The organism is Variovorax sp. AC194 (genome assembly GCF_979257995.1).
The window spans coordinates 2,799,314-2,823,175 of sequence record NZ_OZ409823.1 but is presented as its reverse complement, the minus strand read 5'-3'; the positions used below and the strand labels follow the sequence as shown (position 1 = coordinate 2,823,175).

Below are 23,862 nucleotides of genomic sequence, written 5' to 3'. Positions count from 1 at the left end.
AGCGGATCCTTCGGCGCTCAAGCCGGCACGGCCATCGACACCGCGCGCTGCACCACGTCGCGCGCCATGGCCTGGGCGAGTTCGTGCTCGCCGAGGAACACGGTGACCGACGCTTCCTGGGTGAGCAGCTTGGCTTCCTGCTCGTTGTGGCTGCGGATCACGGTCTGGATCGACGGGTTGAGCGTGCGCGCGGTCTCGATCATCTGGCGCACGTTCAGGGTATCGGGCGTGGCCACCACCAGCACGCGGGCGCGCGCGATGTGCGCCTGGATCAGCACCGCCGGGTCCGCCGCATCGCCCCAGACGGCGGCGACGCCGGCCTCGCGCAACTTCTCGACCAGCTCGCGGTTCTGCTCGGCCACCACGTAGGGAATGTCGTTCGCTTCGAGCTCGGCCGCGATGCGGCGCCCCACGCGCCCGTAGCCGACCAGCACCACCTGGCGCGAGAGGTAGCGCGCCTCGGTGCTCATCGGCAATTCGGCCAGCGGATCGGTGCGCGATTCGAGCCCGCGCGCGAACGAGGAATGGGCATGCAGCCATTTCTGCAGCGGCGCGATGAGGCTGAACCACAGCGGATTGGTGGCAATGGAAATGAGCGCGCCCGCGAGCACGAGGCTCTGCCCCTCGACCGGCAGCAGACCGAGCGAGACGCCCAGGCCCGCGAGGATGAACGAGAACTCGCCGATCTGCGCGAGGCTCGCGCTCACCGTGAGCGCCGTGGCCAGCGGGTAGCGGAACACCAGCACCAGCGCGCAGGCCGCGAGCGACTTGCCCAGCACGATCACCAGCACGACCGCGAGCACCTGCAGCGGGCGATCGATCAGCACCGAGGGGTCGAACAGCATGCCCACCGACACGAAGAACAGCACCGCGAACGCATCGCGCAGCGGCAGCGATTCCTGCGCCGCGCGGTGGCTGAACTGCGACTCGCGCATGACCATGCCGGCAAAGAAGGCGCCGAGCGCGAACGACACGCCGAAGAGCGCCGCCGAGGCGAAGGCGATGCTCACGGCGGCGGCCACCACGCACAGCGTGAAGAGCTCGCGGGAACCGGTGCGCGTGACCTGCCAGAGGATCCAGGGGAACACGCGCCGGCCCACCACGAGCATCAGCGCGACGAAGCCGCCGACCTGCAGCAGCGTGAGGCCCAGGGTCTGCCACAGCGGATCGGCGGGGCCGCCGCCGTTGTCGGGGGTGCCGCCGAGCGCGCCGGCCAGCGGCGGCATGAGCACCAGCACGAGCACCATGGCCAGATCTTCGACGACGAGCCAGCCGATGGCGATGCGGCCGGTGAACGAGTCGAGGATGCCCAGGCTCTCGAGCGCGCGCAGCAGCACGACCGTGCTGGCCACCGAGAGCGCCAGGCCGAACACCAGCGCGGCGCCGGGGCTCCAGCCCCACCAGAGCGCCAGGCCGCCGCCGAGCAGCGTGGCCACGGCGATCTGCGCCAGAGCGCCGGGCAGCGCGATCTTGCGCACGGCCAAAAGGTCGTCGAGGGAAAAGTGGAGGCCGACGCCGAACATCAGCAACATGACGCCGATTTCGGCGAGCTGCGCGGCAATGCTTGCATCGGCCACGAAGCCGGGGGTGAAGGGGCCGATGATCACGCCCGCGAGAAGGTACCCCACGAGGGCCGGCAACCGCAGCTTGGCCGCCAGGAAACCGAACACCAGCGCGAGGCCGAGGCCGGCGGCGATGGTGTTGATGAGGGAGACGCTGTGCGGCATCGCTGCATTTTGCAGGAACGATGCGTGCCCTTTTATTTCACACGGCCTTCTTGAAGGGCGTTGCGGGAGGGGTGTTCAGGGAGGGGCATTCAGGGCGGGTGCACAGGCCACCGGGTGTCCCCCTCCGCGAATGTCCCCCGGGCTTCGCCCTCCTCCTTGATTTCGCTGCGGGGGACACCCGATGCCCTGCGCACTCGGGCACGCCGTGGGGGTGCCCGTGGTCGGTCAGCCGACCATCTTGCTGTCGCGGCCGCCTTCGAGCACTTCGGGCTCCTGGGACTCGACCCAGCTCTCGTTGTTCAGGCCCGCCTGCAGCCGCTCGGTGTCCAGCTCGTTGGTCCACTTGGCCACGACGATGGTCGCCACGCCGTTGCCGATCAGGTTGGTCAGCGCGCGCGCTTCCGACATGAAGCGGTCGATGCCCAGGATGAGCGCAAGGCCCGCCACCGGCACATGGCCCACCGCCGACAGCGTGGCGGCCAGCACGATGAAGCCGCTGCCCGTGACGCCCGCCGCGCCCTTGGAGGTGAGCAGCAGCACCGCGAGCAGCGTGATCTCCTGCACCAGCGTCATCGGCGTGTTGGTGGCCTGCGCGATGAACACCGCCGCCATCGTGAGGTAGATGGAGGTGCCGTCCAGGTTGAACGAGTAGCCGGTCGGGATCACCAGGCCCACGCAGGTCTTGTTCGCGCCCAGGTTCTCCATCTTTTCCATCATGCGGGGCAGCACCGATTCGCTGGACGACGTGCCCAGCACGATCAAGAGTTCTTCCTTGATGTACTTGATGAATTTCCAGATGCTGAACCCGTGGAAGCGCGCAATGAGCCCGAGCACCACGAAGATGAACAAGAGGCACGTGAGATAGAACGTGCCCATCAGCTTGCCCAGCGAGAACAGGCTGCCCACGCCGTACTTGCCGATGGTGAAGGCCATCGCGCCGAAGGCGCCGATGGGCGCGAGCTTCATGATGTAGTTGACGATGCCGAAGAGCACGTGCGAGCCCTTCTCGATCACGTCGAACACCAGCGTGCCGCGGCCGCCGAACCGGTGCAGCGCAAAGCCGAACAGCACCGCGATCAGCAGCACCTGCAGGATCTCGCCCTTGGCGAAGGCGTCCACGAGGGTGTTGGGGATGATGTTGAGGATGAAGTCGACCGTGCCGGTCATCTTGCCCGGGCCGGTGTAGGCGGCGATGGCCTTGGTGTCCAGCGTGGTCGGGTCGATGTTCATGCCCACGCCGGGCTTGAGCACGTTGACCAGCACGAGGCCCACCACCAGTGCGATGGAGCTCACGACCTCGAAGTACAGGAGCGCCAGGCCCCCGGTCTTGCCGACCTTCTTCATGTCTTCCATGCCGGCGATGCCCACCACCACCGTGCAGAAGATGATCGGCGCGATGATCATCTTGATGAGCTTGATGAAGCCGTCGCCCAGGGGCTTCATCGCCTCGCCGGTGGAGGGATAGAAGTAGCCCAGCAGCACGCCGATGATCACCGCGGTGATCACCTGCACGTAGAGGGAGCGGTAGAGCGGGAGCTTCTTGGCGGGTGTGTTTGTTGTGTGTTCCATGACTTGCCTCCGGAAGGGTTGGGAACTGTAGGCCGGGATCAGGTGTTTTCCATTCGTAGAAGCCACATTTGTCCAATGAAAAAACCCGCCGAAGCGGGTTTTTCGATCAGGTCGCGGTCAGCATGCTCAGTGCATGTGCAGGCCGCCGTTGACCGAGAAGTCGGCCCCCGTGGAGTAGCCGCCTTCGTCCGTTGCGAGCCACGAGATGATCGAGGCGATCTCGCTGGGCTCGCCCAGGCGCTTGACCGGGATGGTGGCCACGATCTTGTCGAGCACTTCCTGGCGGATGGCCTTGACCATGTCGGTGCCGATGTAGCCCGGGCTCACGGTGTTGACCGTCACGCCCTTGTTGGCCAGCTCCTGCGCCAGCGCCATCGTGAAGCCGTGCATGCCGGCCTTGGCGGCCGAATAGTTGGTCTGGCCCGCCTGGCCCTTGGCACCGTTCACCGAGCTGATATTGATGATGCGGCCCCAGCCCTTTTCCACCATGTCGCCCACCACCTGCTTGGTGACGTTGAACATGCTGTTCAGGTTGGTCTCGATGACCGCGCTCCAGTCCTCGGGCGTCATCTTGAGGAACATGCGGTCGCGCGTGATGCCCGCGTTGTTCACCAGCACGTCGATGGCGCCATGCGCTGCCTTGGCGGCGGAGAAGGCCTCGACGGTGGATTGCCAGTCGCCGACATTGCCGACGGAGGCGTGGAACTCGAAGCCTTCGGCTTTCTGTTCGGCGAGCCACTTGGCGTGGTCGCGCGTAGGGCCGCAACCGGCGACCACGGTGAATCCGTCCCTGTGCAGACGTTGGCAGATGGCTGTTCCGATGCCACCCATGCCTCCGGTGACATATGCAACTTTCTTGCTCATGAAATTTCCTTGATGTGTGCTTAGCAAAAGCCTGAACGGCCGCCTTCACTCTAGCCATTTTCAGGCCACCGACCTCTGAGGAAAACACTGAGCCAAGCTTGCAACCAGCTGTCACGGTGCGATGCGCGGGTGCAACCTATATGCTCAGGTCTGTACGCTCTTGCAGCGGCCAGGCAGCCAAGGAGTTCGAAAGTATGAATTTCGGGATCATCGTATTCCCCGACGTCGAGGAACTCGACTTCGTCGGGCCCTGGGAAATGCTCACCATGTGGAGCAAGCTCGCGGCGGGCCCGCAGCAGTGCCTCATCGTTGCCGAGAAGCGCGAGCCGGTGGTCTGCGCCAAGGGCCTGTCGATCAATCCGCACGCGTCGTTCGCCGACTGTCCGCCGCTGGACTACCTGCTCGTGCCCGGCGGCATGGGCACGCGGCGCGAGGTCGACAACCCCGCGATGGTGCAGTTCCTCGCCGCGCAGGCACCGGGCTGCAAGGCGTTGCTCTCGGTATGCACCGGCGCCTTCGTGCTGCATGCGGCGGGCCTGCTCTCGGGCAAGACCGCGACCACGCACTGGGGTTCGCTCGATCGCCTGCGCGCACTCGGCGACGTGAAGGTGGTCGAGCAGCGCTTCGTGCAGGATGGCGACGTGTGGACCTCGGCGGGCGTCTCGGCCGGCACCGACCTGATGCTCGCCTTCATCGCCCACACCGCCGGCGAGGAAGCCGCGGCCAAGGTGCAGCTGCAGGCCGAGTACTACCCGGCGGACACGGTCTACGGCAGCACGGCGAGCCACGAGCGCGCGCCGGCGTATGTGCGCCAGCCGGGCGGCACGCTGCGAAAGACGCCGTGAGCGCCGCACCCTCGACCGAACTGGAGCCGCTCGCCGTGCTCGCCGCCCGCGTCGGCGCGACGCTGCGCGAACGGCGCCAGACGGTGGCGGTCGCGGAGTCTTCGGCGGGCGGGCTCGTCTCGGCCGCCCTGCTCGCGATTCCCGGCGCCTCGGCTTTCTTCCTCGGCGGCGCGGTCGTCTATTCGCGGCGCGCCGGCAAGGCACTGCTGGGCCTCACGCGTGAAGACATCGGCGACATGCGCGGAGAAACCGAGCCCTACGCCCGGTTCATCGCGGCCCGCATCCGCGAGAGCCATCGCGCGACCTGGGGCATCTGCGAGAGCGGCGCGGCCGGGCCTTCGGGCAGCCCCTATGGCGATGCGCCGGGGCACGTGTGCCTGGCAGTCGCAGGCGCTGTCACCGTGAGCCGGACCATCGAGAACGGAACCACCGACCGTCCGGCGAACATGGAGGTGTTCGCGCGGCAACTCCTTGCGCTGTTCGACCAGACGCTGCAGACGCAAGACAACCCCGCCTGATTCCGCCAACGGTTCTATGCCGCGCGCCGTGAGGTGCTCGATATCGCGATGCCCGCAAACACCATCAGCAACCCGGCGACGAGGCTCCAGCGCACCGGCTCGTTCATCAGCGCCCACCCCGCGAAGGCGGCGGCGATCGGGTTGACGGTGACCGACAGCGCCACGAGCGTGGGCGTGGTCCTGGCGAGTGCGTACGACCACAGGAAGAAGACGACCGCGCCACCGAATACGCCCAGGTAGGCGATGGCCAGCCACTGCCCGCTGTCGAACGACGCCATCGGTGCGTAGCCGCCGCGCCATGCGCTTGCGGCGACCAGGCACAGGGCGCCGCTGCCCATCGCCACCAGCGTGAACGGTATGGGGCCGGTCTCGCGGATCATCGGCCTCGACCAGACGCTGTAGAAGGCCATGCAGAGCGCCGCCCCGAGCATCGTGAGATCGCCGCGCCACGCACCGGCCGGCGCCGCCGCGAGGCCCGAGACCAATGCCATGCCCACCCCGCCCATCGCCAGGAGGACCCCTGCCGATTTGCGCGCCGTGAGCTGCTCCACGCCAAGCAGCGCCGCGATCGCCATCGTGAGCAGCGGCAAGGTCGACAGTGCGAGCGCGCCGCGCGCCGCGGTCGTGAAGTGCAGCGACAGATTGAACAGCACCGGAAACGCAGCGAAGAACAGCAGCCCGAGACCGACCACCCTGGGCATCGCCCGCGGCCGCGGCCAGTTCTGCCGGCGGCGCATCGCCAGGGGCAGCAGCAGCACGAAGCCGATGCCAAAGCGCAGCGAGCCCAATGCCAGGGGGTCGATCGCACCCGCGACGAAGCGCGTCGCGCCGACCGCCGCGCCACCCATGGCGCTGGAGACGATCGCGGCCAGCAAACCCGAAAGAAGTGCGCTCACCGGCATCCTTGTGTCATGTCGAAGGACGATGCTAAATAGCGGGTGTTGATAAAACAAACAAATAAACATGATCAGCTTCATCAGCAAACCCGATGAGCAACGCCGTGCTTGACCCCGAACTGCTGAAGACCTTCGTCACCGTCTCCGAGCAACACTCGTTCACCCGCGCGGCCGCGCAGCTCAACCGGACCCAGTCGGCCGTGAGCATGCAGGTCAAGCGGCTCGAGGAACTGCTGGGCACCGCGCTCTTCGCCCGGACCACCTCGCAGGTGGCGCTCACGCCCAGCGGCGAGGCCCTGCTCGGCTACGCGCACCGCATCCTGGCCTTGCACGACGAAGCGGTGGGCCGCATTCGCCAGCACCAGAACGAAGGGCAGGTGCGGCTGGGCATCATGGACGACTACGGCACGAGCATCGTGCCGCCGCTCCTGGCCAGCTTCGGGCAGCGCTACCCACGCATCCGCGTGAGCATGGAGACCGGGCTCACCGCGAAGATGACCGAGCGCCTGGGGGAAGATTTCGACCTCGTGATCGCCATGCATCCCCGAGGCCAGGGGGGCGGCGACTTCCTTCGGCAAGAGCAGGCGGTGTGGGCGGCCGCGCACGATCACGTGGTCGACGCGCAGGCGCCGCTGTCCGTCGCGCTCTACCCCCCGGGGTGCCTCTTCCGCGAATGGGCGATGGCGGCGCTGGACAAGGCCCACCGCCCCTGGCGGCTGGCGTTCGTCAGCCACAGCAGCGCGGCGGTCGAGGCCGTGGTGGCCCAAGGGCTGGCCGTCAGCGTGTTCAAGGCCGGCACCTTTCCCAAAGGGCTCCGCGCGCTATCGAAGGAAGACGGGATGCCGCGGCTTCCGCTGGCGGGCATTCGCCTGCATCGCGCAGCGGCCTTGACCGAAGCCGGCGCGCTGCTGGCGTCGCACCTGATCGCGGGCATCCGCCGCTCGGCGGGCGCAGCGGCCGCCCGCTGAACGGCTGAACGCGCACGAAATCAGTCCGCCTGCACGCCCGCAGCGCGGATCACCTTCCCCCATTTCTCCACCTCCGCCGCCAGGTGCGTGCGCAGGCTCTCGGGGGTCTGCTTGTCCAGCGGCACGATCTCCGAGCTGAGTTCGGCCAGGCGGTGCTTGACCATGTCGTCCTGCAGCGCGGCGCGCAAGGCCACGTTCAGCTTCTCGAGCACGGCCGGCGGCGTGCCCTTGGGCGCGTACACGCCGTGCCACACGCGCACGTCGAAGCCCTTCAGGCCCTGCTCGTCGAGCGTCGGGATGTTGGGCATGCTCGACAGGCGCTTGGGCGTGGTCACGCCGAACACCTTCACGCGGTTGCCGTCCTTGATGACCGGCGCGGTCTGCGTGGTCTGGTCGCACAGAAGGTCGACCTGCCCGCCCATGAGGTCGTTGAGCGCCGGGCCCGCGCCCTTGTAGGGCACCGTCGTCAACTGCACGCCGATCTGGTTCATGAACAGCAGCCCGCACAGCTGCGACACCGCGCCCACGCCCGCGTTCGCCAGCGTGACCTTGTCCTTGTTGGCCTTCACGTAGGCCAGCAGCTCGGGGTAGGTGCTGGCGGGAAAGTCCTTGCGCGAGAGCAGCGTCATCGGCACGTCGAGCACCTGGCCGATGTACTCGAAGTCCTTCAGCGGGTCGTAGTTGAGCTTCTTGTAGAGCGCGGGCGCGGTGGCCATGCCCATATGGTGGATGAGGATGGTGTAGCCGTTGGGTGCCGCCCTGGCCACGCGCGCCGGTGCGATGGTGCCGCCCGCGCCCACGGTGTTCTCCACGATCACCGTCTGGCCGAGCGACTTGCCCATGGGAATGGCCAGCATCCGCGCCACCACGTCGGTGGGGCCGCCGGCCGAGTACGGCACGACCATGGTGATGGGCTTGTCGGGCCATTGCGCCTGTGCGGCGGCCGGCGATTGCGCGGCCATGAGGCAGGCGCCCAGCGATGCGGCGATCAGGGTGCGTGCTTTCCAGTTCTTCTTCAGGTTCACTTCTTTGTCTCCTAGGGTTGTCGGATCTGTCTTCTTCGTTCGGAATCAGGGCGGCGGCGATTGCGCATCGAGCGCGACGAGGCGCTCGGCCAGGCGCACCACCGGCGCATCGACCATGCGGCCATCGAGGCTCACCACGCCGCCGCCCGCGGAGCGGATCGCCTCGATCACGCGGCGCGCCCATGCGAGCTCGTCGGCGCTCGGGCCGAGCGCGGCATGCACCGGGGCAACCTGGTCGGGGTGGATGCACAGCTTGGCGCCGAAGCCGCCGCGACGCGCACGGGCCGTGTCGGCGGCGAGGCGTTGTGCGTCGCGCCAGTCGGCGGTCACGCCGTCGATGGGCGCTGGCAGTCCGGCGCGGCGCGTGGCCAGCAGCAGTGCGAGGCGAACGGGCACCAGCTCGGCTTCGTCCGCATCGCAGGCCAGGCCGACGTCGGCCTGGAAATCGAGATTGCCGAACGCAAGCCGGAGCACCTGCGGCGCCGCCGCGATTTCGTCGAGCGCGGCGAGGCCCGCCGCCGATTCGATGAGTGGCACCAGCAAGCCCTTGGGACCTACGGCATCAGCCAGTTGCAACAGATCGCCGGCACGCTCGGCCTTGGGCAGCACCACGCCTGCGATCAGGCCTTGCGCGACAAGCGCAGCCGCGGTCTTGCGGTCGTCGTCGTGCCACGGCGTGCCGCTGGCATTGATGCGCACCAGCAGGCGCTGCCGATCCGCTTCGGGCAACGCGGCGAACGACGCTGCAAGGCCTTCGCGCGCCGATGCCTTGCGCTCGGGTGCGACTGCGTCTTCCAGGTCGACGATCACGCCGCCCGTGCCCGCGGCCAGCGCGCGCGCATGGCGCTCGGGCCGGTCGGCGGGCACGAACAGAAAAGTGCGCGCCAGCGCGAGCAGCGAGTTCAAACCGCCCTCGCCTCGCGCAGCGCCGCGATGTCCACATCGCCACGCCCCAGGCTGCGCAGGATCGCCTCGGTGTGCTCGCCGACGGCGGGAATCGCATCCATGCGGTAGTCGAACGCGCTCTGCCGCCCGGCCGGCAGCAGCGCCGGAATGTCGCCGGCCGGCGAGCCCACCTGCCGCCAGCGATCGCGCGCCTGCAGCTGCGGATGCGCCCAGAGCCCGGCCATGTCGTTCATGCGCGCGTTGGCGATCTGCGCCGCATCGAGGCGCTCCAGCACCTGCGCCGTGCTCAAAGCGCCGAAGGTCTCCACGATGATCGCGCGCAACGCTTCGCGGTGTTCGTTGCGCCGTGCGTTGCTGTCGAAGCGCACATCGGTCGCGAGCCCCGCCTGCAGCAGCACCTTCTCGCAGAAGGTGCGCCACTCGCGCTCGTTCTGCAGGCCCAGCATCACCGTGCCGCCGTCGCCCGCGGGGAACGGGCCGTAGGGGTAGATCGTCGCGTGCGAGGCGGCGCTGCGCGGCGGCGGCGGCGCGCCCTCGTAGGCGTAGTACATCGGGTAGCCCATCCACTCGGCGAGCGATTCCAGCATCGACACGTCGATGTGCGAGCCCTTGCCGGTCTTGCCGCGCTGGAGCAGCGCGGCAAGGATGCCGGTGTACGCGTACATGCCCGCCGCGATGTCGGCGATGGAGTTGCCCGACTTGCACGGGTCTTCGGGCGTGCCGGTGACCGAGAGGAAACCCGCTTCGCTCTGGATCAGCAGGTCGTAAGCCTTCTTGTCGCGGTACGGGCCGTCTTCGCCGTAGCCCGAGATGTCGCAGACGATGAGCCGCGGGTGCCTGGCCTGCAGCACATCGGCGCCCAGCCCCATGCGCGCGGCCGCGCCGGGCGCGAGGTTCTGCACCAGCACGTCGGCATCGGCCACGAGCTCCTGCAGCACCGCGAGCGCGGCGGGCTGCTTCAGGTCGAGCGTGAGGCTTTCCTTCGAGCGGTTCACCCACACGAAATGCGAGGCCTCGCCGCCCACGCGGCCGTCGTAGGCGCGCGCGAAATCGCCCACCTCGGGGCGCTCCACCTTGATGACACGCGCGCCGAGGTCGGCCAGCTGGCGGGTGCAGAACGGCGCGGCGATCGCGTGTTCGAGCGAGATGACGGTGATACCGTCCAGGGGTCTTGTCATGTGTATCTCTTCCTCAAGCGAGCACGGCCGTGGCCTGCATCGTGAGCCAGCCGTCGGCGTCTTCGCCCCAGAGGCTGAAGGTCTTGCCATCGGCGCCCGGTTTGCCGTGCACGCGGAACGGCGCGATGTCGAAGGTCGGCCGCACGGCGCGGAATTCGAAGCGCGCGAGTTGCGCGCCCGGCACGTTGCGGCGCAGCAGGTCGACCAGCAGCGTCGCGATCAGCGGGCCGTGCACGATCAGGCCCGGATAGCCCTCGACCCCGGTCACGTAGCGCCGGTCGTAGTGGATGCGGTGGCCGTTGAAGGTGAGCGCCGAGTAGCGGAACAGCAGCACGTCGTCGGGCACGATCTCGCGGCTGAAGGCGGCGTCCTTCGGCGCGGGCGTGGGGGGCGGCGCCTTCTCGCCGGGTGCCGCGGCGGCGCGGTAGACGATGTCGTGCTCCTCGGTCAACGCGAGGCCGCGGTCGTTCCGCACCTCGTGGCGCACGAGCACGAAGACCAGCTCGCCGGTGCGGCCGGCCTTGTGGGTGACCGAGGCGATGGTCGAGGTGCGCTCGATCTTGTCGCCGACCTGCAGCGGGTTGCCCGCTTCCCAGTTCAATCGTCCGCCCGCCCACATGCGGCGCGGCAGCGGCACGGGCGGCAGGAACCCGCCGCGCTTCGCATGGCCGTCTTCGCCGATCTCCGATTGACGGTGGTGCGGCAGGAAGTAGAGCCAGTGCCAGAGCGCGGGCAGCCGCGTGCCGGCGGCGGGCGGCGCGTCGGCGCGGTCGAGCGTGGCGGAGAGCGCGCGCACGGGCGCGGCGGTGATGTCGTCGGCCAGCGTTTCGCTGCGGCCTTGCCAGGCCTGCAGTTTCGCGAGCGCGTCGGCATCGATCGATGGGGTGGGGTTTTCAGGATTCATGGTTTCTTCAATCGACCGCAGCGCCGGAGGCCTTGACGATGCGCGCCCACTTGGCGAGGTCGTCCTGCAGCAGCTTTGTGAATTGCTCGGGGGTTGTGGGCGCCGCGATCTCGACGCCCTGCTGGTCCAGCTTGTCGCGCAGGTCCTTCGCAGCGAGCGCCTTGCGCGTCGCGTCCTGCAGCGCGGCGAGCACGTCGGCCGGCACGCCTGCGGGCGCGAAGAGGCCGATCCACAGCGTGCCGTTGTAGCCCGGCACCGCCTCGGCGATGGTGGGCACGTCGGGCAGCACCGGCGAGCGCTTGTCGCCGCTCACGGCCAGCGCGCGCAGTTTGCCGGCCTTGATGTGCGAGAGCGCCGAGGGCAGGCTCGCGAACACGATCGGCAGTTGCCCGCCCAGCACGTCGTTGAGCGCGGGCGCCACGCCCTTGTAGGGCACGTGCTGCAGCGAGATGCCCGCCATGCTGTTGAGCATTTCGCCCAGCAGGTGGTTGAGCGTGCCGTTGCCGGCCGAGGCGTATTGGTAGTTCGCGCCCTTCTCCCGCGCGAGCTTCAGGAATTCGGCGAAGTTCTTCGCGGGGAACGAGGGGTTGACCAGCAGCACGTTGGGCACGGCGCCGACGAGGCCGACGGGCCTGAAGTCTTTCACCGGATCGAAGCCCGGGTTCTTGTAGAGCGCGGGGTTGATCGCCTGGCTGCTGCTGATGGTCATGAGCAGCGTGTAGCCGTCCTTTGGGCCCTTGGCGACCAGCTGCGTGCCGATGTTGCCGCCCGCGCCGGGGCGGTTGTCGACGACCACGCTGGCGTTGTTCATCACCTCGCCGAGCTTCTGGCCGACCAGGCGCCCGACGATGTCGTTGGTGCCGCCCGCGGCCTGGGGCACGACGAGCGTGATGGGGCGCGAGGGATACGAGGAATGGGGCTGTGCGGTGGCGGGGTTCGCCGCAACCAGCGAGGCCGCAGCGAGCGAAAGAAGCGCGAGGGCGCGGAATGTCATCGTCTTTGTCTCCATGGCCGCATGGTCGTGCGCCACGGCAACGTGCGCAATCTGCGATTTCGGAACCCAGGCTTCTGAATTTCCGAAGGCTCGGGCTACGATGCGCCATGCTTTTCGACCTGACGGACCTGCGTCTTTTCGTCGCCACCGCCGAGCTCGGCAACCTCACGCGGGCGGCCGAGCGGCAGCACCTGTCGCTCGCCGCGGCCAGCGCGCGCATCAAGGCGCTGGAGACGCAAGCCGGCCTGCAGCTGCTGCAGCGCGAAGCGCGCGGCGTGCGCCTGCTGCCGCCGGGCGAAGCCTTTCTTCACCATGCGCGCCTCGTGCTCCACCAGACCGAGCAGTTGCGCGATGACCTCCTCGAATACGGCGGGGGCCTGCGCGGCCACCTGCGCGTGTTCGCCAACACCACCGCAGTGACCGATTTCCTGCCCGAGATCCTGCCGGGCTTTCTCGCACGCAACCCGCGCATCAACGTCGACCTTCAGGAAAAACCGAATGCTCAGATCCCGCGCGGCGTGCTCGACGGCCGCGCCGACATCGGCATCGTCGCGGGCCGCGTCGACACGCTGGGGCTGGAGGCGATCCACTTCAGCACCGACCGGCTGGTGCTGGTCACCTCGCGCAAGCACCGCTTCGCCAAGCGCCGACGGATTTCATTCGCCGAGACGCTCGATGAAGACGCCATCGGCATGCAGCAAGGCAGCACGCTGCAGACCTTTCTCGCGCAGATCACCGACAACCTGGGCAAGCGCCAGAAGCTGCGCATCCAGCTGGGCAGCTTCGATGCGATGTGCCGGATGATCGGCAGCGGCGTGGGCATCGGCGTGGTGCCCGAGTCGGCGGCGCGGCGCAACCGGGAGAGCATGCAGCTTGCGCTGATCGACCTGAGCGATGCGTGGTGCGTGCGGGAGCGGTACCTGCTGGTGCGCAGCCGGGCAGCGCTGCCGGTGTATGCGCAGGCGCTGGTGGACACGCTGTGCCGGCACTACGCGGCGGAGGTGCCGCCGGCCTGAGACGGGCTTCCGGGCAGCGCCCAAGTCCCCCCGCGTTGCGGGTGGTTGCATCGGCAACGAGCCGGTCGCCCTAGCATGCGGGCGCATGGAACATCTGCTCCCGCTGACCATCCTCCTGGTCGTCTGCATCGCCTTCCCGCTCGGCCTCGCATGGCGGATCGCCAAACTGGACGAGGCATCGCGCGACGCCTGGGCGCTGAAGGCCGCGGACAGCCTTTTCTTCTTCGGCCTGATCCTGCTCGCGGGACGCTGGGACATCGCGGGACTCTGGACGCGGACCGTGCTCGTCGTGCTGGTGCTGCTCGCGTTCGTCGCTTCGGGGTGGCGGCACGCGCGCCGGCCGTGGGCGCTGGCACGGCCGCTGGGGCGCGCACACGGGGTGACGCTGGTCTCGCTGGTTTTCTACGCGACGGCCTTCGGTTACCTCGCCGCCGGCCTCGCACCCGCGGGAGCGCCGACATCGCTCGCGTTCCCGCTCGAAGGCGGCCGCTTCATGGTCGCGCAAGGCGGGAACCGCACGCTGTTGAACCATCACCACACACACCCCCGCCAACGGTATGCGAGCGACATCGTGGCCATCGGCCCCGCGGGGTTCCGCGCGATCGGCGCCGCGCCCGCCGACCTGTCGCGCTACGCGGTGCATGGCGCGAAGGTCGTGAGCCCCTGCACGGGCACGGTGGCGAGCGTGCGGGATGGGCTGCCCGACCTGGCGCCGCCCCGGCGCGACAAGGCCAACGCTTCGGGCAACCACGTCGTGATCCGCTGCGACGCGCTCCAGGTCGAGCTCGCTCACCTCCGGCAAGGCAGCGTCGTGCACAAGACGGGCGATGCGGTGACCGCGGGCCAGCGCGTGGGGGCGGTGGGCAACTCGGGCAACACGACCGAGCCCCATCTGCACATCCACGCGGTGGACGCGGTCACGGGAGAGGCGGTGGAAATCGCGTTCGACGGCAAGGTGCCGGTGCGCAACCGGATCTTCGAGCGCTGAGGCGCTGCCGGTGGCGCCGGAGGCCTTTTCTCGTGGTATTGCGCCAACTTGCAGGCCGGACCTCAGGCCCGCGATCTCATCCCCATTTTCTGTGCACAACTTTGGGGACAACTCACGTGGAGCCTTGTAAAACGGATTTAACTCGTTGTTCTACAAAGGGATTCCACACTTTGCTCAAAAATCAGGCGGTGAACAAGTCGGGCCGCGGTGTTCAGCTTGGCGCTGTGAGCTTGTCCTGTGTCCGCGTGTCGAAATCGCTGGCGTCGTGGCGCTCGTGCAGTTGGCTTTCGGGCTGGCCCCAGGCGCGGTTGACCATGCGGCCGCGCTGCGCCGCGGGACGTTGCGCAATCTCGTCGTTCCAGCGCAGCACGTTCTTGTACTCGCTCACCTGCAGGAATTCGCCCGATTCGTAGAGCTGCCCCTTGGCAAGCGCGCCGTACCAGGGCCAGACGGCAATGTCGGCGATCGTGTAGTCGTCGCCGGCCAGGTAGCGGCTTTCGGCCAGGCGGCGGTCGAGCACGTCGAGCTGGCGCTTGACCTCCATCGCGAAGCGGTCGATGGCGTATTCGATCTTTGTCGGGGCGTAGGCATAGAAGTGTCCGAACCCACCGCCCAGGTACGGCGCGCTGCCCATCTGCCAGAAGAGCCACGAGAGGCATTCGGCGCGCGCCGCGCGATCGGTCGGAAAGAACGCACCGCCGAATTTCTCCGCGAGGTATTGCAGGATCGCGCCCGACTCGAACACCCGGATCGGCGCGGCGCCGCTGCGGTCCATCAGCGCGGGGATCTTGGAATTGGGGTTCACCGCCACGAAGCCGCTGCCGAACTGGTCGCCCTCGCTGATGCGGATCAGCCAGGCGTCGTACTCGGCGCCCGCGTGGCCGAGCGCCAGCAATTCCTCGAGCATCACCGTCACTTTCACGCCATTGGGCGTCGCGAGCGAATAGAGTTGCAGCGGGTGCTTGCCCACCGGCAGGTCTTTCTCATGGGTGGAACCTGCGATGGGGCGGTTGATGTTCGCGAAGCGGCCGCCGCTTTCCTTGTTCCAGGACCAGACGGTGGGCGGCGTGTAGGCGGTCGTGCCATTCATGCGATGAGTTCCGAAAGTTGACAGACGATGATCATTCTCTATGACTGCGCCACGGCGCCGAGTCCGCGGCGCGCCCGCATCCTGCTTGCGGAGAAGGGCATTGCCCACGAGGCGGTGCAGGTCGATCTGGTTCGTGGTGAACAACTGGGCGAAGCCTACCGCGCGATCAATCCGCAATGCACGGTGCCGGCGCTGCGCACCGAAGAAGACGGCCTGCTCACGGACAACGCCGCCATCGCGGCCTGGCTGGAAGCGCAGTTCCCCGAACCGCCGCTCATGGGCCGCACGCCCGCCGAGAAGGCGGAGATCGCCAGCTGGAACTGGCGCGTCGAGTTCGAGGGTTTGCTGCCGATTGCCGAAGCGCTGCGCAACGGCTCACCTGCGATGGCCGACCGGGCCTTGCCCGGCCCGGTGAACTACGCGCAGATTCCGGAACTGGCACAGCGCGGGCTCGCGCGCGTGCAGCATTTCTTCCAGGCGCTGAACGACCGGCTGGCCGGCCGCGAGTTCATCGCCACCGACCGCTTCAGCCTGGCCGACATCACCGCCGTGGTGGCGGTGGATTTCGCGCGCGTGGTGCGCATCAAGCCCGGGGAACAGCACCCCGAGCTCGTGCGCTGGCGCGCTGCGATGGCCGAGCGGCCGTCGATGTCGCGCTGAGCGGCAACGACGGCGCGCTGAGCGCCGTCGCGATCAGCGTTCGATCGTGAGCGCCACGCCCATGCCGCCGCCGATGCACAGCGAGGCAATGCCCTTCTTGGCGTTCTGACGCTGCATCTCATGCAGCAGCGTCACCAGGATGCGGCAGCCCGACGCGCCGATCGGATGGCCGATGGCAATGGCGCCGCCGTTCACGTTGACCTTGTTCACGTCCCAGCCCATTTCGCGGTTCACCGCGCAGGCCTGTGCGGCGAAGGCTTCGTTGATCTCGAGCAGGTCGAGGTCGGCGGCCTTCCAGCCGGCGCGCTGCAGCGCCTTGGTCGATGCGGGCACCGGGCCCATGCCCATGATGGCCGGGTCCAGGCCCGCGGTGGCGTAGCTGGCGATGCGGCCGAGGGGCTTCAGGCCCAGTGCGGCGGCCTTCTTGGCCGTCATCACCATCACGGCGGCGGCGCCGTCGTTCAGGCCCGAGGCATTGCCCGCGGTCACGCCGCCGGCCTTGTCGAAGGCGGGCCGAAGGCCCGCCAGGCCTTCGGCGTTGGTCTTGCGGTTGATGAACTCGTCCTGGCTGAAGACGATCGGGTCGCCCTTCTTCTGCGGAATGCTCACGCCGACGATCTCGTCCTTGAACTTGCCGGCGTCCTGCGCGGCGGCGGCCTTGGTCTGGCTGGCGAGTGCGAGCTCATCCTGCGCGGCGCGGTCGATGCCGTACTTCTTGGCCACGTTCTCGGCGGTGATGCCCATGTGGTACTGGTTGTAGACGTCCCACAGGCCGTCCACGATCATGGTGTCGACCAGCTTCCAGTCGCCCATGCGCTGGCCGTTGCGCGAGTTGGGCAGCACGTGCGGCGCGGCGCTCATGTTTTCCTGGCCGCCGGCGATGACGATTTCGCTGTCGCCCGTGGCCACGGCTTGCGCGGCGAGCATCACGGCCTTCAGGCCCGAGCCGCACACGGCGTTGATGGTGAGCGCCGGGGTTTCCTTGGCGCCGCCGCTCTTGAGCCACGCCTGGCGCGCGGGGTTCTGGCCGGCACCGGCCGCCAGCACCTGGCCCATGATGGCCTCGCCGACCTGCTCGGCCGAAAGGTTGGCGCGCGCAATCACTTCCTTGATGACCAGGGCCCCCAGCTCGGTGGCTGCAATGCCGGCGAGCGAGCCGCCGAATTTGCCGACCGGCGTGCGTGCGGCCGAAACGATGACGATGTCTTCCATGAGGTTCTCCGTTGAAGTGATGTTGAAGTCGTGGTTGTGGTGCGGTCCGGTCAGGCCCTGGCCTTGACGTAGCGTCCCGGTGCAGGCTCGATGGCCTTGTAGACCTTGCCGTTGCCGTAGCCCTTGGGCGCGGCCACCTGCTTGCCCGCATGGCCCTTGAGCCATTGTGCCCAGTCGGTCCACCAGCTGCCGGGGTGCTCGGTCGCGCCCGTGAGCCACTCGGCCTGCGTCTTGGGGAACTTGCCGTCGTCGCGAATCCAGTGGCTGCGCTTTTTCTTGGCGGGCGGATTGATCACGCCCGCGATATGGCCCGAGGCGCCCATCACGAAGCGCTTCTTGCCCGGCAAGAGTTGCGTCGATGCATAGGCGCCGCCGATCGGCACGATGTGGTCTTCGCGCGAGCCGTAGATGTAGACCGGGATGTCGATCTTTCCGAGGTCGATCTTCTGGCCGCACACCGTGAGCGCATTGGGCTTGGCGAGCTTGTTCTCGTGGTACGTGTTGCGCAGGTACCAGGCGTAGAACGGCCCCGGCAGGTTGGTGGCGTCGCTGTTCCAGTAGAGCAGGTCGAAGGGCGGCGGCGTCTCGCCCTTGAGGTAATTGCCGACCACGTAGTTCCACACGAGGTCGTTGGGGCGCAGGAAGCTGAAGGTCGAGGCCAGGTCGCCGCCGGGCAGCAGCCCGCCCTTGCCCAGCTGCATCTCGCGGTACGCGACCATCGTCTCGTCCACGAAGATATCGAGGATGCCGGTGTCGCTGAAGTCCAGGAACGTCGTGAGCAGCGTGACCGACGAAGCGGGCTTTTCGCCACGCCCCGCGAGCACGGCCAGCGCGGTGCTCAGGATGGTGCCGCCCACGCAGAAGCCCAGCGCATTGATCTGCTTGCTCCCGCTGATGTCCTGCACCGTGTGGATCGCCTGGATCGCGGCGTTCTCGATGTAGTCGTCCCACGTCGCCTGGGCGAGCGATTCGTCGGGGTTGCGCCAGCTCACCACGAACACGCGATGGCCCTGCTCGTTCGCATAGCGGATCAGCGAGTTCTCCGGTTGCAGGTCCAGGATGTAGAACTTGTTGATGCACGGCGGCACCAGCAAAAAGGGGCGCTCGTACACCTTGGCGGTGAGCGGCTTGTATTCGAGCAGCTGGAAGAACTCGTTCTCGAACACCACCGCGCCCTCGGTGGTGGCCACGTTGCGCCCCACTTCGAAGGCACTCTCGTCGGTCATGCTCAGGTGGCCCTGCTTCACATCGTTGAGCAGGTTCTGGATGCCCTTGGCGATGCTCTCGCCCTGCGAGTCGATGGCTTTCTTCTGCGCCTCGGCGTTGAAGGCGAGCGAGTTGCTGGGCGAGGAGGCGGCCATCCATTGCTCGACCGCGAAGCGCAGACGCGCCTTGGTCTTTTCGTCGGCATCGATGGCCTCGGCCATGCTGAGCATGGTGCGGCCGTTGAGCAGGTACACGGCGGCCGAGAAGGCTGCGAGCGGGTTGCTGCCCCATGCATCGGAGGCGAAGCGCTTGTCGCCTTCGGGCTTCGCCTGGAAGCCCTGGCCCCAGAGCGCGGTGGCCTCCGCGACGTACTGCTGCTGGATCGATTGGAGTTTCTGCGGGTCGATGGCGATCTTCGGCAGATCGGGCATCCTGGCGCCCGGCATCTGCGGCATCTGCCACAGCGGGCTGCCGCCGACATCGAAGGCCGAGGCCCCTTTCGCGGCGGACTGCTGGAACGATGCCAGCGCCTGGGTCCATCCCTCGGAAAGTGCCTGCTGGAAGGGCGCGAATGCATCCGCCCCCGTCGCTTGTTGCTTCATCATGTCTCCTGGTCCTCGCCTGAATCGAATCCGGATGGGTGCGTGTTTTGAGTATCCTGCATTCGCACGGCACCGACAACGCCGCTCTTTCCTCTTACCGACTGAAACTTCTCGTGTTCATACATCTGGTCGTGATCGGCTGGCTCTACGTCGTCGTGATGATGGCGGTGGCCGAAGCCACCAACACCACGGGCACCGTGCTGGGTGCCATCTTCACATTTCTTTTGTACGGATTGGCGCCGGTGGCACTGGTGGTTTACCTGATGGGGACGCCGGGCCGGCGCCGCGCCATCAAGGAGCGCGAGGCGCAAGCGCAGGAAGCGGCACGGCGCGCAGCGGCAGAGGCCGCGACGAAAAAGCCCGAAGACTCAGGCCTTCCAGACCAGCGCGGCGAAGCGCCCGCTGACGCCGTCCCGCCGGTGCGAAAAGAACCGTGACGGGTTGGCGACGGTGCACCACGCATCGCCGCCGTCGTTGCCGTACACCGCGTCGACACCGGCCGTGCGCAGCCGCTGGCGCGCGAGCGCGGGCAGGTCCGCCAGCCATTTGCCGGGCGCGCCCGCGGGCTTGAAACAGTTTGCAGCTTCCGGCGCATGCGCCTCGAAGGCCGCCTTTACCTCCGCACCGACCTCGAAGGCCTTCGGGCCGATGCACGGGCCGAGCCATGCGATGACCCTGCTGTTGCCGCGCGCGGGTCCGGCCTGCGGCTCGGTCGCGAAGCAGCGGGCTGCTTCCTCGAGCACGCCGCCCGCAAGGCCGCGCCAGCCCGCATGCGCGGCGGCCACCCGCTGGCCCGATTCGTCGGTGAAGAGCACGGGCAAACAGTCGGCCACCATGATCGTGCAGGCCAGCCCGATCGCCGTGGCCGTGCAGGCATCGGCCACGGTGGCATCGCGCACGAGCTCCGATTCGGCATCCAGCGTCACGACGCCCGTGCCGTGCACCTGCTGCAGGAACACCGGCCGCGCGGCGATGGCCTGCCCGAGGCGATGGCGGTTCTCGGCCACGTCGGCGGCCAGGTCGCCCACGTGATCGCCCAGGTTCAGGCTTTCGTAGCGGCCGTGCGAAACGCCGCCCTCGCGCGTGGTGCACACGGCCCGCACGTTCGACGGTGCGGGCCAGTCCGGCACGAGCCAGCGCGGATCGATGACGGCTGTGCTCACGTTCGATCAGGCTTCCGCGTCGGGGGCTTGCGAGGGCTGCGCGCGCTGGAAGGCCTCCAGCTGCATGCAGGCCTCGAAGGCGGCCATACTGCGCGGCAGGCCGCTGAAGTCGCAGTCGAAGCGGCGGCCGTTGAAGATCTGCGGCACCAGGCAGCAATCGGCCAGCGTGGGCGTGTTGCCGTAGCAGAAGGTGCTGCCAGGACGCAGCGCGAGTTGGCGCTCGAAGGCCTCCATGCCGTCGCGCACCCAGTGGCGGTACCAGGCGTTCTTGGCTTCGTCGTCCAGCTTCAAATCTTTCACGAGGTACTTGAGCACGCGCAGGTTGTTGAGCGGATGGATCTCGCAGGCAATGGACTGCGCCAGCGCGCGCACATGGGCGCGGCCCACCGGGTCGCTCGGCAGCAGCGGCGGCTCGGGGTGCGTCTCGTCCAGGTATTCCATGATGGCCAGCGACTGCGAGAAGCGCTCGCCTTCGTCTTCGAGCAGCGGCACGAGCTTGTCGGCCGAGATGGTGGCGTAGGGGCCGGTGCGGTGCTCGCCGCGCGCGATGTGCACGGGAACGTATTCGTAATCGACGCCCTTCAGGTTGAGGGCGATGCGCACGCGGAACGAGGAGGAGGAGCGGAAATAGTTATGCAGCTTCATGATTTTCCAAGGATAGCGCTCGCTGGAACTAGGAGCATGGAGTGGCCTGCAGCACGCAGCTGAAATCGCGCAGCCCGGCCTTCGGAGTGAGTTGGCGCCATTCGTCGAGGATGCGGCGCGCCTGCACCTCCTCGCGCGCGGCGATGCCGACGTGCCACGGTCCGCACGCCGCGGGCGGCTCACCGGGCGCATGGTTGTGCTCGCCATCGGGCCGGCCTTCGGAGCAGGCCTTGCAGAGCACCTGGATGCTGGTGGTCCAGTTCTCGGCGGCGGCGCCGGCGGTTTCGAAGCGCGCGATGAGCGCGCCAATGTCTTCTTCCGTCGCGTCGTCGATCGAGACTTCATAGGTCGAATAGTCCGAGGGCGCGATGAGCTCCAGCGCATCGAACACCGGAATCTCCCGGTCGCCGCGCTTGCGGTAGCCGTTGGCCGCGCCATCGTGCAGCACGAGGTCGCCGAAGCGGTGACCGCAGGCGGGCGACGGCACGTTGCGCAGGATGGCGCGCGCCGGATCGATGCGGTCCGACCAGACCACGTCGCTGGCCTCATCGCCATGCACGCGGATCGGCGTGAGGCCGATGAAGAAATCGACCGGGCCTTCGCCTTCGGGCACCTGGATGCCGTACTGCTGCCACGCGCGCCGCGCCGTCGTCCAGTCGCCCAGCGCGGTGGCGGCGATGCCCAGGTTCCACAGCGCGCCCTCGTTGCCCGGCTCGCACTGCACGGCCCGCGCGTTGGCCTGCAGCGACGCGGCCCATTCGCCGCGGTACTTGTGAATGAGGCCGGCGTTGTACCAGGGCACCGCCCAGCCGGGATGGATGGCGCTCGCCTGGGCGTAGGCCTCCAGGGCGGCGTCCTGGTCGCCCTCATCGTCGCGCCGGCGGCCGAGTTCGTTGAGGGCGGTGGCTTTGCTGGCTTTGCCGATTCGAAGGGGCATGGTGTGGCGGGGAAATCGAGGAAACGGTTCGAAGGACGCGCAGGACGCCTATTGTGAAGCGCCCGGAAATCCCGGTTCCAGCGCTCCGGCAACCCCGCCCTGCCTCTGGCACACTGCCGGTCTCCCTCCCGTTTCGCTGAAAAAGGACACGTCGCAATGGCTTCCGAGTTTGTTTTCGCCCCGCCCGCCACCGTTTCGGTTCCCGTGGCCGGACAGCCCGCCCGCTTTCCGGTGCACCGCATCTACTGCGTGGGCCGCAACTACGAAGATCACGCCAAGGAAATGGGTTTCACCGGCCGCGAGCCGCCCTTCTTCTTCATGAAACCCACCGACGCGCTGGTGGTGGTCGACGAAGGCCAGACCGGCACCATGGCCTACCCCTCGCTCACCAAGAACCTGCACCACGAGATCGAGCTGGTCGTCGCCATCGGCACCGGCGGTAAAAACATCAAGGCGGCCGATGCGCACAAGCACATCTACGGCTACGCCGTGGGCCTGGACATGACGCGCCGCGACCTGCAGGGCGAAATGAAAAAGCAGGGCCGCCCCTGGGACATCGGCAAGGGCTTCGAGCAGAGCGCCCCCATCGGCCCGATCGTGCCGGTGGCGCAAGCCGGCGACGCCGAGAACGCCGAGATCTCGCTGCAGGTGAACGGCACCGACCGCCAGCGCAGCACCGTGAGCAAGCTGATCTGGAACGTGGCCGAGACCATCGAGCACCTGTCGGCGGCCTGGGAGCTGCAGCCCGGCGACCTGATCTACAGCGGCACGCCCGAAGGCGTGGCGGCCGTGGTCTCGGGCGACACGCTGGTCGGCGCCGTCGCCGGCCTGCCGACGCTCACCGTCAAGATCGCCTGAAGACGGCAGCACCGCCCATGCTCCTGCGCGTCCCCATCAAGCACTGCAAGAACTGCGGCACCGCGGTGGTCTACCGCATTCCGGACGACGGCGACACCAAGCCGCGCGCCGTCTGCCCGGCCTGCCACACGATCCACTACGAGAACCCGCTGAACGTGGTGGGCACCATCCCGGTCCTGGGCGACAAGGTGCTGCTGTGCAAGCGCAACATCGAACCGCGCTGGGGCAAGTGGACGCTGCCCGCGGGCTTCATGGAGCTGGAGGAAAGCACCGCCCAGGGCGCCGCGCGCGAGACCGACGAGGAGGCCGGCGCGAACTTCGAGATGCAGGGCCTGTTCGCGGTGATCAGCGTCGTGCGCGTGGGGCAGGTGCACCTGTTCTATCGCGCGCGGCTCCTGGACGACAAGTTCGATCCGGGCCACGAGACCATCGAGGCGAAGCTCTTCACCGAAGAAGAGATTCCCTGGGACGAGATCGCCTTTCGCACCGTGCGCGAGGCGCTGGAACACTTCTTCGAAGACCGCCGCCGCGGCAGCTTCGACCGCGTGCACGAACTGAGCATCGTTTGACGAACCTCATGAACAAGACACTCCGCGCCACCCTCTTGTGCGCCGCCAGCCTCGGCTTTGCGCTGGCGGCCTCGGCGGCCCGGGCCGAAACGGTGGGCGAAGTCGACACCGCCTTCAAGCTCATCGGCCCCGACCACAAGATCGTGATCGAGGCCTACGACGACCCCAAGGTCAACGGCGTCACCTGCTATGTCTCGCGCTCCAAGACCGGCGGCCTGGCCGGCGCCTTCGGAGTGGCCGAGGACAAGGCCGAGGCCTCCATCGCCTGCCGCCAGGTCGGCCCGGTGAGCATCACGCAGCCGCTGCCCAAGCGCGAGGAGGTGTACAGCGAGCGCCTCTCGGTGCTTTTCAAGCGACTGCGCGTGGTGCGCATGGTCGATGCCAAGCGCAACACGCTGGTCTACCTCACCTACTCGGACCTGCTGATCGACGGCTCGCCCAAGAACAGCGTGACCGCGGTGCCCATCGACCGCGGCACGCCGATTCCGCTGAAGTAGCCGCGCGATAGCCCTTCGCGCATTC

General features: G+C 67.9%; 25 protein-coding genes. 10 read left to right on the top strand and 15 right to left on the bottom strand.

Features of this window, described 5'->3' with window-relative positions; genetic code table 11:
• Nucleotides 1-17: 17 nt before the first annotated feature.
• The 3 genes from ACZYRS_RS13515 to phbB form a co-directional block, all read right to left on the bottom strand.
• Nucleotides 18-1,727: a cation:proton antiporter domain-containing protein gene (locus ACZYRS_RS13515; RefSeq protein ID WP_463419672.1), complete on the bottom strand. Its 1,710-nt coding sequence runs from the start codon at nt 1,725-1,727 to the stop codon at nt 18-20.
• 225 nt (nt 1,728-1,952) lie between these two features.
• Nucleotides 1,953-3,296 (bottom strand): dicarboxylate/amino acid:cation symporter, encoded by a 1,344-nt coding sequence (locus ACZYRS_RS13510; RefSeq protein ID WP_463419671.1) that lies wholly within the window; start codon nt 3,294-3,296, stop codon nt 1,953-1,955.
• A gap of 126 nt (nt 3,297-3,422) precedes the next feature.
• A complete protein-coding gene (phbB, locus tag ACZYRS_RS13505; RefSeq protein ID WP_093431499.1) occupies nt 3,423-4,160 on the bottom strand; it encodes an acetoacetyl-CoA reductase in 738 nt (245 codons plus the stop codon).
• Nucleotides 4,161-4,354: 194 nt separating this feature from the next.
• On the opposite strand from phbB, the gene ACZYRS_RS13500 reads away from it, so the two are divergent.
• Nucleotides 4,355-5,005 carry a DJ-1/PfpI family protein gene (locus ACZYRS_RS13500; RefSeq protein WP_463419670.1) on the top strand — a complete coding sequence of 217 codons (651 nt, stop codon included), beginning with the start codon at nt 4,355-4,357 and terminating at the stop codon, nt 5,003-5,005.
• Nucleotides 5,002-5,523: a CinA family protein gene (locus ACZYRS_RS13495; protein WP_463419669.1), complete on the top strand. Its 522-nt coding sequence runs from the start codon at nt 5,002-5,004 to the stop codon at nt 5,521-5,523. The genes ACZYRS_RS13500 and ACZYRS_RS13495 overlap by 4 nt, the downstream gene beginning before the upstream one ends.
• A gap of 14 nt (nt 5,524-5,537) precedes the next feature.
• Here the strand turns inward: ACZYRS_RS13495 and ACZYRS_RS13490 are convergent, their stop codons facing one another.
• Nucleotides 5,538-6,419: a DMT family transporter gene (locus tag ACZYRS_RS13490; RefSeq protein WP_463419668.1), complete on the bottom strand. Its 882-nt coding sequence runs from the start codon at nt 6,417-6,419 to the stop codon at nt 5,538-5,540.
• A gap of 104 nt (nt 6,420-6,523) precedes the next feature.
• Between ACZYRS_RS13490 and ACZYRS_RS13485 the strand changes: the two genes are divergently transcribed.
• A complete protein-coding gene (locus ACZYRS_RS13485; protein WP_463419667.1) occupies nt 6,524-7,387 on the top strand; it encodes a LysR substrate-binding domain-containing protein in 864 nt (287 codons plus the stop codon).
• Between the two features lie 20 nt (nt 7,388-7,407).
• Here the strand turns inward: ACZYRS_RS13485 and ACZYRS_RS13480 are convergent, their stop codons facing one another.
• The 5 genes from ACZYRS_RS13480 to ACZYRS_RS13460 all read right to left on the bottom strand — a co-directional run bounded on the left by ACZYRS_RS13480 (nt 7,408) and on the right by ACZYRS_RS13460 (nt 12,394).
• Nucleotides 7,408-8,349, bottom strand: a complete 942-nt coding sequence (locus tag ACZYRS_RS13480; RefSeq protein WP_463422485.1) for a tripartite tricarboxylate transporter substrate-binding protein — start codon at nt 8,347-8,349, stop codon at nt 7,408-7,410.
• Between the two features lie 108 nt (nt 8,350-8,457).
• Nucleotides 8,458-9,318: an HpcH/HpaI aldolase/citrate lyase family protein gene (locus ACZYRS_RS13475; protein ID WP_463419666.1), complete on the bottom strand. Its 861-nt coding sequence runs from the start codon at nt 9,316-9,318 to the stop codon at nt 8,458-8,460.
• The gene (locus ACZYRS_RS13470; protein ID WP_463419665.1) at nt 9,315-10,496 is read right to left on the bottom strand and encodes a CaiB/BaiF CoA transferase family protein; all 1,182 of its coding nucleotides are present in this window, start codon (nt 10,494-10,496) and stop codon (nt 9,315-9,317) included. Before ACZYRS_RS13470 ends, ACZYRS_RS13475 begins: the two co-directional genes overlap by 4 nt.
• 13 nt (nt 10,497-10,509) lie before the next feature.
• Entirely contained in the window at nt 10,510-11,400 is an 891-nt protein-coding gene (locus tag ACZYRS_RS13465) for an HTD2 family dehydratase (RefSeq protein WP_463419664.1), read from the bottom strand.
• A gap of 7 nt (nt 11,401-11,407) precedes the next feature.
• The gene (locus ACZYRS_RS13460; RefSeq protein ID WP_463419663.1) at nt 11,408-12,394 is read right to left on the bottom strand and encodes a tripartite tricarboxylate transporter substrate binding protein; all 987 of its coding nucleotides are present in this window, start codon (nt 12,392-12,394) and stop codon (nt 11,408-11,410) included.
• A 107-nt stretch (nt 12,395-12,501) separates the two neighbouring features.
• Between ACZYRS_RS13460 and ACZYRS_RS13455 the strand changes: the two genes are divergently transcribed.
• Together ACZYRS_RS13455 and ACZYRS_RS13450 are read left to right on the top strand one after the other, a co-directional pair.
• A complete protein-coding gene (locus tag ACZYRS_RS13455) occupies nt 12,502-13,410 on the top strand; it encodes a LysR family transcriptional regulator (protein ID WP_198784619.1) in 909 nt (302 codons plus the stop codon).
• Between the two features lie 85 nt (nt 13,411-13,495).
• Nucleotides 13,496-14,398, top strand: a complete 903-nt coding sequence (locus ACZYRS_RS13450) for a M23 family metallopeptidase (RefSeq protein ID WP_463419662.1) — start codon at nt 13,496-13,498, stop codon at nt 14,396-14,398.
• Nucleotides 14,399-14,609: 211 nt separating this feature from the next.
• Here the strand turns inward: ACZYRS_RS13450 and yghU are convergent, their stop codons facing one another.
• Nucleotides 14,610-15,488 (bottom strand): glutathione-dependent disulfide-bond oxidoreductase, encoded by an 879-nt coding sequence (gene yghU / locus ACZYRS_RS13445; protein ID WP_463419661.1) that lies wholly within the window; start codon nt 15,486-15,488, stop codon nt 14,610-14,612.
• 27 nt (nt 15,489-15,515) lie between these two features.
• On the opposite strand from yghU, the gene ACZYRS_RS13440 reads away from it, so the two are divergent.
• The gene (locus tag ACZYRS_RS13440; protein ID WP_463419660.1) at nt 15,516-16,148 is read left to right on the top strand and encodes a glutathione S-transferase family protein; all 633 of its coding nucleotides are present in this window, start codon (nt 15,516-15,518) and stop codon (nt 16,146-16,148) included.
• A gap of 33 nt (nt 16,149-16,181) precedes the next feature.
• On the opposite strand, the gene ACZYRS_RS13435 is transcribed toward ACZYRS_RS13440, so the two are convergent.
• On the bottom strand, nt 16,182-17,360 hold the full coding sequence (locus ACZYRS_RS13435; protein WP_198784623.1) for an acetyl-CoA C-acetyltransferase: 1,179 nt from the start codon (nt 17,358-17,360) through the stop codon (nt 16,182-16,184).
• Nucleotides 17,361-17,410: 50 nt separating this feature from the next.
• Nucleotides 17,411-19,168, bottom strand: a complete 1,758-nt coding sequence (gene phaC / locus ACZYRS_RS13430; protein ID WP_463419659.1) for a class I poly(R)-hydroxyalkanoic acid synthase — start codon at nt 19,166-19,168, stop codon at nt 17,411-17,413.
• Between the two features lie 113 nt (nt 19,169-19,281).
• Between phaC and ACZYRS_RS13425 the strand changes: the two genes are divergently transcribed.
• The gene (locus tag ACZYRS_RS13425) at nt 19,282-19,605 is read left to right on the top strand and encodes a hypothetical protein (protein WP_198784908.1); all 324 of its coding nucleotides are present in this window, start codon (nt 19,282-19,284) and stop codon (nt 19,603-19,605) included.
• Here the strand turns inward: ACZYRS_RS13425 and pgeF are convergent.
• The 3 genes from pgeF to ACZYRS_RS13410 are packed head-to-tail and all read right to left on the bottom strand — an operon-like array spanning nt 19,537 to nt 21,913.
• A complete protein-coding gene (gene pgeF, locus ACZYRS_RS13420) occupies nt 19,537-20,331 on the bottom strand; it encodes a peptidoglycan editing factor PgeF (RefSeq protein ID WP_463419658.1) in 795 nt (264 codons plus the stop codon). The two genes, ACZYRS_RS13425 and pgeF, sit on opposite strands and share 69 nt — an antisense overlap.
• Nucleotides 20,332-20,337: 6 nt before the next feature.
• Entirely contained in the window at nt 20,338-20,976 is a 639-nt protein-coding gene (gene maiA, locus ACZYRS_RS13415; RefSeq protein ID WP_463419657.1) for a maleylacetoacetate isomerase, read from the bottom strand.
• Nucleotides 20,977-21,004: 28 nt separating this feature from the next.
• Nucleotides 21,005-21,913 carry a tetratricopeptide repeat protein gene (locus ACZYRS_RS13410; protein ID WP_463419656.1) on the bottom strand — a complete coding sequence of 303 codons (909 nt, stop codon included), beginning with the start codon at nt 21,911-21,913 and terminating at the stop codon, nt 21,005-21,007.
• Between the two features lie 156 nt (nt 21,914-22,069).
• Here ACZYRS_RS13410 and ACZYRS_RS13405 point away from each other — a divergent pair, with 156 nt between their 5' ends.
• From ACZYRS_RS13405 to ACZYRS_RS13395, 3 genes are read left to right on the top strand one after another with little or no spacing between them, the layout of a single operon-like run.
• The gene (locus ACZYRS_RS13405) at nt 22,070-22,771 is read left to right on the top strand and encodes a fumarylacetoacetate hydrolase family protein (protein WP_198784627.1); all 702 of its coding nucleotides are present in this window, start codon (nt 22,070-22,072) and stop codon (nt 22,769-22,771) included.
• A 17-nt stretch (nt 22,772-22,788) separates the two neighbouring features.
• Entirely contained in the window at nt 22,789-23,340 is a 552-nt protein-coding gene (locus tag ACZYRS_RS13400; RefSeq protein WP_013542278.1) for an NUDIX hydrolase, read from the top strand.
• Between the two features lie 8 nt (nt 23,341-23,348).
• Complete coding sequence (locus ACZYRS_RS13395; protein ID WP_463419655.1) at nt 23,349-23,837, top strand: CreA family protein; 489 nt, start codon at nt 23,349-23,351, stop codon at nt 23,835-23,837.
• The last annotated feature ends 25 nt before the right edge of the window (nt 23,838-23,862 follow it).

Excerpts from the sequence above, each read along its gene's own strand:
- ACZYRS_RS13455 (WP_198784619.1), top strand. The coding sequence starts at position 12,502 with ATGCTTTTCGACCTGACGGACCTGCGTCTTTTCGTCGCCACCGCCGAG.
- ACZYRS_RS13460 (WP_463419663.1), bottom strand. The coding sequence starts at position 12,394 with ATGACATTCCGCGCCCTCGCGCTTCTTTCGCTCGCTGCGGCCTCGCTG.
- ACZYRS_RS13410 (WP_463419656.1), bottom strand. The coding sequence starts at position 21,913 with ATGCCCCTTCGAATCGGCAAAGCCAGCAAAGCCACCGCCCTCAACGAA.
- maiA (WP_463419657.1), bottom strand. The coding sequence starts at position 20,976 with ATGAAGCTGCATAACTATTTCCGCTCCTCCTCCTCGTTCCGCGTGCGC.
- ACZYRS_RS13510 (WP_463419671.1), bottom strand. The coding sequence starts at position 3,296 with ATGGAACACACAACAAACACACCCGCCAAGAAGCTCCCGCTCTACCGC.
- ACZYRS_RS13405 (WP_198784627.1), top strand. The coding sequence starts at position 22,070 with ATGGCTTCCGAGTTTGTTTTCGCCCCGCCCGCCACCGTTTCGGTTCCC.
- ACZYRS_RS13480 (WP_463422485.1), bottom strand. The coding sequence starts at position 8,349 with ATGGCCGCGCAATCGCCGGCCGCCGCACAGGCGCAATGGCCCGACAAG.
- ACZYRS_RS13500 (WP_463419670.1), top strand. The coding sequence starts at position 4,355 with ATGAATTTCGGGATCATCGTATTCCCCGACGTCGAGGAACTCGACTTC.
- phaC (WP_463419659.1), bottom strand. The coding sequence starts at position 19,168 with ATGAAGCAACAAGCGACGGGGGCGGATGCATTCGCGCCCTTCCAGCAG.
- ACZYRS_RS13465 (WP_463419664.1), bottom strand. The coding sequence starts at position 11,400 with ATGAATCCTGAAAACCCCACCCCATCGATCGATGCCGACGCGCTCGCG.
- ACZYRS_RS13515 (WP_463419672.1), bottom strand. The coding sequence starts at position 1,727 with ATGCCGCACAGCGTCTCCCTCATCAACACCATCGCCGCCGGCCTCGGC.
- yghU (WP_463419661.1), bottom strand. The coding sequence starts at position 15,488 with ATGAATGGCACGACCGCCTACACGCCGCCCACCGTCTGGTCCTGGAAC.
- ACZYRS_RS13440 (WP_463419660.1), top strand. The coding sequence starts at position 15,516 with ATGATCATTCTCTATGACTGCGCCACGGCGCCGAGTCCGCGGCGCGCC.
- ACZYRS_RS13395 (WP_463419655.1), top strand. The coding sequence starts at position 23,349 with ATGAACAAGACACTCCGCGCCACCCTCTTGTGCGCCGCCAGCCTCGGC.
- phbB (WP_093431499.1), bottom strand. The coding sequence starts at position 4,160 with ATGAGCAAGAAAGTTGCATATGTCACCGGAGGCATGGGTGGCATCGGA.
- ACZYRS_RS13400 (WP_013542278.1), top strand. The coding sequence starts at position 22,789 with ATGCTCCTGCGCGTCCCCATCAAGCACTGCAAGAACTGCGGCACCGCG.
- ACZYRS_RS13450 (WP_463419662.1), top strand. The coding sequence starts at position 13,496 with ATGGAACATCTGCTCCCGCTGACCATCCTCCTGGTCGTCTGCATCGCC.
- ACZYRS_RS13470 (WP_463419665.1), bottom strand. The coding sequence starts at position 10,496 with ATGACAAGACCCCTGGACGGTATCACCGTCATCTCGCTCGAACACGCG.
- ACZYRS_RS13435 (WP_198784623.1), bottom strand. The coding sequence starts at position 17,360 with ATGGAAGACATCGTCATCGTTTCGGCCGCACGCACGCCGGTCGGCAAA.